Genomic DNA, 6,055 nt, shown 5'->3' with positions numbered 1-6,055 from the left:
TGGACGCCCAAACTCCGTCCGTAGTCAGAAAGTTCCTGCATAAATGATCGGGGTTGGGGTACTTTTTACTTCAACTTTTAAGTGCACCAACGCCGCGCTGGTACGTCGATTGTGACGAACCCAGAATCCCGGGTTCTTGCAGTAGGTGAGGGTTTCGAGACCATGCTTACTGTCGCTACCGCTCATCAATATCAAATTAATGTCCGGAGTTATTTAAATGCGGGCAATCTCGCGAAAGCCGATATTCTCAAATCGGATTTTGATAAGGTCATTATTTATGCTGACCATGATAAATTCGATCCAATCAGAAATTATCGGCCTGGGACCCATTACGCACAGCAACTTGCGAGACGGTTAATGGAGATGGGGTTTAAAGTGGAGATCCGATTGCCTGATGTTGAAAAGACAGACTGGGCGGATGTATGGATGTCAGCGACCAATCAACTGGGGAATATCACTAACACGCTATTAACCCGGTGCATACAACAAAAGAGTGATCATCCGTTTTTGGTGATTGATCAAATGTTGAAAGAGAAAAAATGCTGTAATTTGCCGATGCTAAAACCCAAAAACCCTCCTAGTCATTAAGAGGGTTTTTTTTTGCTCTGCTGCGTTCAAGCAGGACAACATAGGGTAGTAAGCCTAGTACGACCAAAATAAAAAAGTACTGGCTCACTAAAAATGCCAAGGTGATGCCGATACCCACTAAAACTCCCGCTATAAAAAGTACGATAAGTTCAAATTCGCTGATGTGAGTTTGTTTCATATTATTCCTGTAGTCCTCCAAATCGTGTCGTCAAAAACTACACAAATAACTCTCACGTTCTCACTGTTTTAAAACGTCTCAACCCCCCCGACCATAGACAGATCAATGTCCCCAAAACTTGAACTGGCCGTTTTATTAGAGCCTAATGTTTTCACAAGCTCTGTTTTTACCGGCAATGGGACACTGGTTTGGTGAGTATTTAATGCAGAGACAGGCTTCACCATTTCCGCACCGTGTAAAGCCTGAGTCGCAAGCTGACAAAGTTTTCGTGTCCGTCGCATCTGATTTGGTTCTGACTGCAAAAACTCAACAAGAGCAGGGAAGTCATTGCCGTTAATCTTTACGCGTAGTGTGATTTCTTCATCTTCTATCATTGCAGACCTCACGCTGCTTTAAGACGTTTGTGCTGGTGTTCGCCAAAGAGTAAAAATCCATTTACATTGCAAAATGGAGAGTTGTCTAATTGGATGATTTCAACGTCTTGAAACGACTTAGCGATGCTGGGTGCAAAATAATGCGATCCACCACCTACCATCAGGATCGAACTAAGATCACCACCGTCACCAACCGATGAACGAATTTTCTTTGCGCAGTCGTCAGTGATGAAGGAAGAGTTGTCGAGATACGAACGTAGCTTGTCCGGTTGAATCATATTTTTAAAAAACCGCATCGGCTTTCCAGAAATTAATGCATCATCAATGCGTTCTATTTGATCAAATGGTTTTCCTTCGTCTTTACTGATGAGGTCCGCCATTGAATTCAAAATGGCGGATACTCCTGTAGGTGTCCCTGAACTTCTACTCTCAATCATTCGATAGCCATGGGACAACACCCAGTCCGTAGTCACATAGCCGCAGTCCACAATTAATCTATTTTCGTCCTGACTCAGGCCCTCTTCAATGGTTGATCCATAGTGCAGCAAAGCGCCCACTGGTTGGGGCAAGATGATGACTTTGTGAACAACCACTGATTTTCCTCGCACTTGGAACTCACCCACAAAATGTTTAAGCAAGTGATCCTTATACAATTTCATCGTATGTACCGGCAATCCAAGCACCAGCAAGTCAACTTCAGTTGCATCAACGTGCGCCAAAGCACCTAAAAACAAGGCTTTGTAATTAACGGAGGTAGGGAAGTCGTCAGTAAGCGTGCGACCATTGCCAGTCGTCCCTCCTACTGCAAATTTGACATCTGGCCCAACAGCAAACTCAACATCGTCCACCCGCACAATATAAGTACGGTTGGCGACCGCATTTGGTAAATGGCTTGAAAGGTTAGAAGTAACATGCCGCGGCGATAAGGAGGGGAAACTGTCATAGAACAATTTATTTTCTGGCCCAGGGAGTCTCGCCGCCACTTTGGTTTGACCGAAGCCAATATCACATGCAAAAACAGGGAAGTACATAAGAACTCCAAATTATTAAATAGACAAACTATGTACAAATTTAGCCATAGTTAAATCGACGGTGTTGTATGAAGTACAAACTAAGCCATTTAAATGTACAAATTATGTACAAGTGCAATTAAGTCAATTGACAGAGAAACAAACTATGCCATTTAAATGTACAAATTATGTACAAGTGCAATGAAGTCAATTGACAGAGAAACAAACTAAGCCATTTAAATGTACAAATTATGTACAAGTGTTATTAAGTCAATTGACAGAGAAACAAACTAAGCCATTTAAATGTACAAATTATGTACAAGTGTTATTAAGTCAATTGACAGACAAACAAACTAAGCCATTTAAATGTACAAATTTAGCCATAGTTCATCATCAATAGTGATTAGATCATTCGTTGGTCACTCGTTTTTACATGTTTCACTAGCAAAATTGGGCTCATTTCAGCTCAGTTAGCGGATTTCTAAGATGGGTTTTAACTGACTAAAAACGGTTAAGAGTGAGAGGTAGGATGTGAAAGAGGAGAGGCTTCAAAAAAGTAGGTTGTTATCATAGATTTCTGCAATAAAAGACATTAATATTCAACTTGCAGTACAGAATTTGATAAGAATCCCCGCTAGGTAACTAGCATCGTCGCATGGCTTAACGCCACAATCTGCCTCAAAACTTGATAGGTTTTTTGAAGGTTGCAGGTAATTCACCCCAAGATGGGACGTGATTACTGCAAGCAAACTTCAAAAAATCACTTCAACTACTGAGTGCCAGAACTTCAAAGCAGTAACTATTGTTGAATCTTTCTTTCCCTTTTAACTTGATTTCTTTTGTGTATTCACCTCCATTCGTGGACGTGAATTTTTTTAAAAGAATCAACAAGATAGAAGAGTAAAGACTGAGGACGACAGAACAGTGATAAACATTGGCCCCGTCGTTTGTTTTAGAGTCTTGCAAGGAATGAAGCCTACTCTAAAGACACAATCCCGACTACACAGACCAAAACAAATTAGGACGCCTGATTACCCTTCTCGGGGTGACATTGATCGGAAAAAGACTGCAATCGAGCACGTCTTATTAAGATCAATGAGGTATCCCACTCGCAGCAAGGGCGGCAAGCCTTAAAGCTGTTTGTGACATTCATTAACAAGGTGTTGCTACCTTTCCCCAAACAGCAAATGGATTATCGGATTTGCAAAGTTAGTGCAACCAAGCTTTTTTCAACCGTTTAAATGTTTTTGCACCATCATTTTTTTTGATTGAATGTCTCTCCTGGAGCTTTCGCAAAAATGGTGATTTGGCCGTAATGAATTTTTTGGGTTTGAAGCAGGTTTGATGAATTGCAAAGCAGTTCGGATGACGACGTGAGTCGAGTTCAAGGATGGTGCCAGCCAGAATTGAACTGCCAAGTTTATCGCTAAAGAGCCCTGGTCCTGCTGGAAGCCGCCCCGCAAGGCGTTAATTTGCAACGATTTTTAAACAACTCCAAAAAAGGGGAAATCATGGCCGTGACTTACGAACACGCGTATGACGTTGAGCGAGCAAAATTGCCGCAGGCGATCAAAAATGAGTTGAGCAAACTATTTACAAAGAGTATTCAGATACCGCACAGCAAGACTCGGCAGAGCAAAGCTGCTTTGGGTATAAAAACGCAGCGTCTCAGATGCCTTTGTATGGTTGCATCAGTCGAAGAAATTTATGCCATTGGTAAATTTGAGATTGCCAGCCTATCCAACCTCAAAGAGAAACACATTAATTTTCTTGTGACCCATTGGGTATCAAAAAAACAAACACGCGGTACGATAGAAAACAAGCTGACCTATTTATCAACATTAGCCACTTGGTTAAGAAAAGCAAACATCGTCAAAAATCCAGAGAGCTATCCTTCGCTGTGCGAACTACCAAAACGGTCAGGCATTGTGATGGAGGATAAATCATGGGAAAGCAATGGGGTCGATGCCCAAGAGTTAATCGGGAGAATCACAATGGACAACAAATACATTGGTATTCAACTCATGCTGCAAATCACCTTCGGTTTGAGAGCAGAAGAAAGCATGCTGATGCGACCTTTTGATACGGTCATGAGATTGCATGGCGAAACTTACTTGATGGTTGAAGATGGCACAAAAGGCGGGCGGCATCGTCGGGTTGAAATTGATGATGAATCGCAGTTAGAGATAATTGAGACTGCAAAGCAATATATCAACAATAAATCCAAAACGACGATCCCCAATGAATTCTCACTAAAGCAATGGAAGAGTAAGTATTACAACATTCTCAGAAAATATGGGCTGACAAAAAAAGGACTTGGCGTGACGCCACACGGCCTACGCGCCCAATATCTCAATAATCTGTACAAAAACTTAACTGGTAAGGACAGTGCGGTGCGTGGCGGCGATGTGCCACAAAAAGACATTTTAGAGAGTGCGCGCAAAATCATTGCCGAACATGCTGGGCATTCGCTGGCCAGCAAATCCAATGCTTATATTGGCTCCCATGCGGCAATCAAGTTGAAAACGTCAAAAGACATCACAAATGACCAGATTCTCAAAAGTATGGAGGAGGCTGAGGGCAATAAAATGAAAGCAGCACAGATGCTTGGATGTGCCCGTAGTTATCTTTATAAAAGATTGAAAGAAATGGAGTTAGTGCATGAATAGTTTCAAACGAATTGTGATCACGACAGGTCTCCTCTGGGTCTTGTTGTTTCTCTTTATTTTTATCGGATTTGTCATTATGACGAGCGCCCCATGGTTGCAAGTCAAACTGCCACTAATAACAATGGGACTGGGTGGTGTCGGTGTTTCATTACATTTATTGTCACAACACTATCCGAGATAGTTATGCACAAAATCTGTGGATAAGTTTTTGGATAACAATAGACGGTTCGCTCAAAACCTGCAGCAGTAGTAATTAAAGTCGTCATTGCTTCAAATTTGAGCAAGTTGACGTTATTGAACATGGGGCAAAATAGGTGGTGATAGTAGAAGGTTGTTTTAATACTGGAATTTAACAAGAGTGTTCTTCACGCGTGCGCGCATTTTTTTTTGCGTCCAAAATTTTTAACTAGCTCTTTTCCGCAATTACGGAAAACAAAAAAAACGAATATCTGCAAAGTCCCAAAACACTGGCGATTAACTTTTTAGATGTATCGCATATTTGTTAAATGTACGGATACTTCGTTTAACTTTTCCGTGCGTGCGGAAAAGTTAAATTCCTGATTACTTCATTTAACGTTTCAGCGTCAGGAAAAACAAAGTACCAAAATGGCCACATACATAATTACAAGCTGTGACAGAAATAACGGTTTGGGTCTATAAATCATGCGTCTTTTGCGCAAGTCAAAATGACATTTTGATAGACCATAAGGCCATGAGCAAAAATGATCTCCTCCTAACACCTATCGAAAAAGGATCTTTCGAGTCCTTTGCTAAAGGCTTGGTACCTCTATTGCCGTTGATTGAGGATCCATCAGTCTCGGAAATTATGGTCAATAACCATAAGTCTATTTGGATAGAAAAAAATGGACGCATGGAAAAGACCGACATTGAGATGGTTCCTTCAATGATCCGAATGGGGATTCAGTTTTTATCTTCAGCGGTCGGCAATAAAGATGCCATTGCGGGAACTAGTACGGGAATTGTGAATGCGGCTTACAGCGGTATGCGAATTGCGGCGGTGATGCAACCTACGGCGATTGACGGTGACGCAATCTGTATTCGTAAGCATAGCAAAACAAATCGTACGCCAGCGCAGTACATAGCAAATGGCTCTTTCGATATTGAGATGATTGCTCAAGATAGTATGCGTCCGACAGACCCACCTAGACGATCAGCAAATAACCGATTTTGCCCGCAGCGGAAGCAATTCATCAATACGATTATTTTTACAGGTAG

Annotated in this window: 5 protein-coding genes and 1 pseudogene; 3 read left to right on the top strand and 3 right to left on the bottom strand. The window is 41.7% G+C overall.

What is annotated here, in order from left to right:
* The first annotated feature begins 111 nt into the window (after nt 1-111).
* Entirely contained in the window at nt 112-588 is a 477-nt protein-coding gene (locus AAKU61_RS21905) for a toprim domain-containing protein (RefSeq protein ID WP_354335678.1), read from the top strand.
* On the opposite strand, the gene AAKU61_RS21900 is transcribed toward AAKU61_RS21905, so the two are convergent.
* From AAKU61_RS21900 to AAKU61_RS21890, 3 genes are all read right to left on the bottom strand, one after another.
* The gene (locus AAKU61_RS21900) at nt 578-766 is read right to left on the bottom strand and encodes a hypothetical protein (RefSeq protein ID WP_354335677.1); all 189 of its coding nucleotides are present in this window, start codon (nt 764-766) and stop codon (nt 578-580) included. The two genes, AAKU61_RS21905 and AAKU61_RS21900, sit on opposite strands and share 11 nt — an antisense overlap.
* Nucleotides 767-834: 68 nt before the next feature.
* Entirely contained in the window at nt 835-1,140 is a 306-nt protein-coding gene (locus AAKU61_RS21895; RefSeq protein WP_354335675.1) for a hypothetical protein, read from the bottom strand.
* Nucleotides 1,141-1,148: 8 nt separating this feature from the next.
* On the bottom strand, nt 1,149-2,171 hold the full coding sequence (locus tag AAKU61_RS21890; RefSeq protein WP_354335673.1) for a PRTRC system protein D: 1,023 nt from the start codon (nt 2,169-2,171) through the stop codon (nt 1,149-1,151).
* Nucleotides 2,172-3,661: 1,490 nt separating this feature from the next.
* Here AAKU61_RS21890 and AAKU61_RS21885 point away from each other — a divergent pair.
* Together AAKU61_RS21885 and AAKU61_RS21880 are read left to right on the top strand one after the other, a co-directional pair.
* Nucleotides 3,662-4,819: an integrase domain-containing protein gene (locus AAKU61_RS21885; RefSeq protein ID WP_354335671.1), complete on the top strand. Its 1,158-nt coding sequence runs from the start codon at nt 3,662-3,664 to the stop codon at nt 4,817-4,819.
* A 712-nt stretch (nt 4,820-5,531) separates the two neighbouring features.
* Nucleotides 5,532-6,055, top strand: a pseudogene (locus AAKU61_RS21880) (hypothetical protein); the annotation flags it as partial.

The organism is Undibacterium sp. GrIS 1.2, assembly GCF_040544435.1.
GTDB lineage: Bacteria > Pseudomonadota > Gammaproteobacteria > Burkholderiales > Burkholderiaceae_D > Undibacterium.
Note: the sequence above shows the minus strand (reverse complement) of the source record. Positions and strands in the feature narration are given on the sequence as shown.

Coding starts and splice junctions, on each gene's coding strand:
- AAKU61_RS21895 (WP_354335675.1), bottom strand. CDS start 1,140: ATGATAGAAGATGAAGAAATCACACTACGCGTAAAGATTAACGGCAAT.
- AAKU61_RS21890 (WP_354335673.1), bottom strand. CDS start 2,171: ATGTACTTCCCTGTTTTTGCATGTGATATTGGCTTCGGTCAAACCAAA.
- AAKU61_RS21885 (WP_354335671.1), top strand. CDS start 3,662: ATGGCCGTGACTTACGAACACGCGTATGACGTTGAGCGAGCAAAATTG.
- AAKU61_RS21900 (WP_354335677.1), bottom strand. CDS start 766: ATGAAACAAACTCACATCAGCGAATTTGAACTTATCGTACTTTTTATA.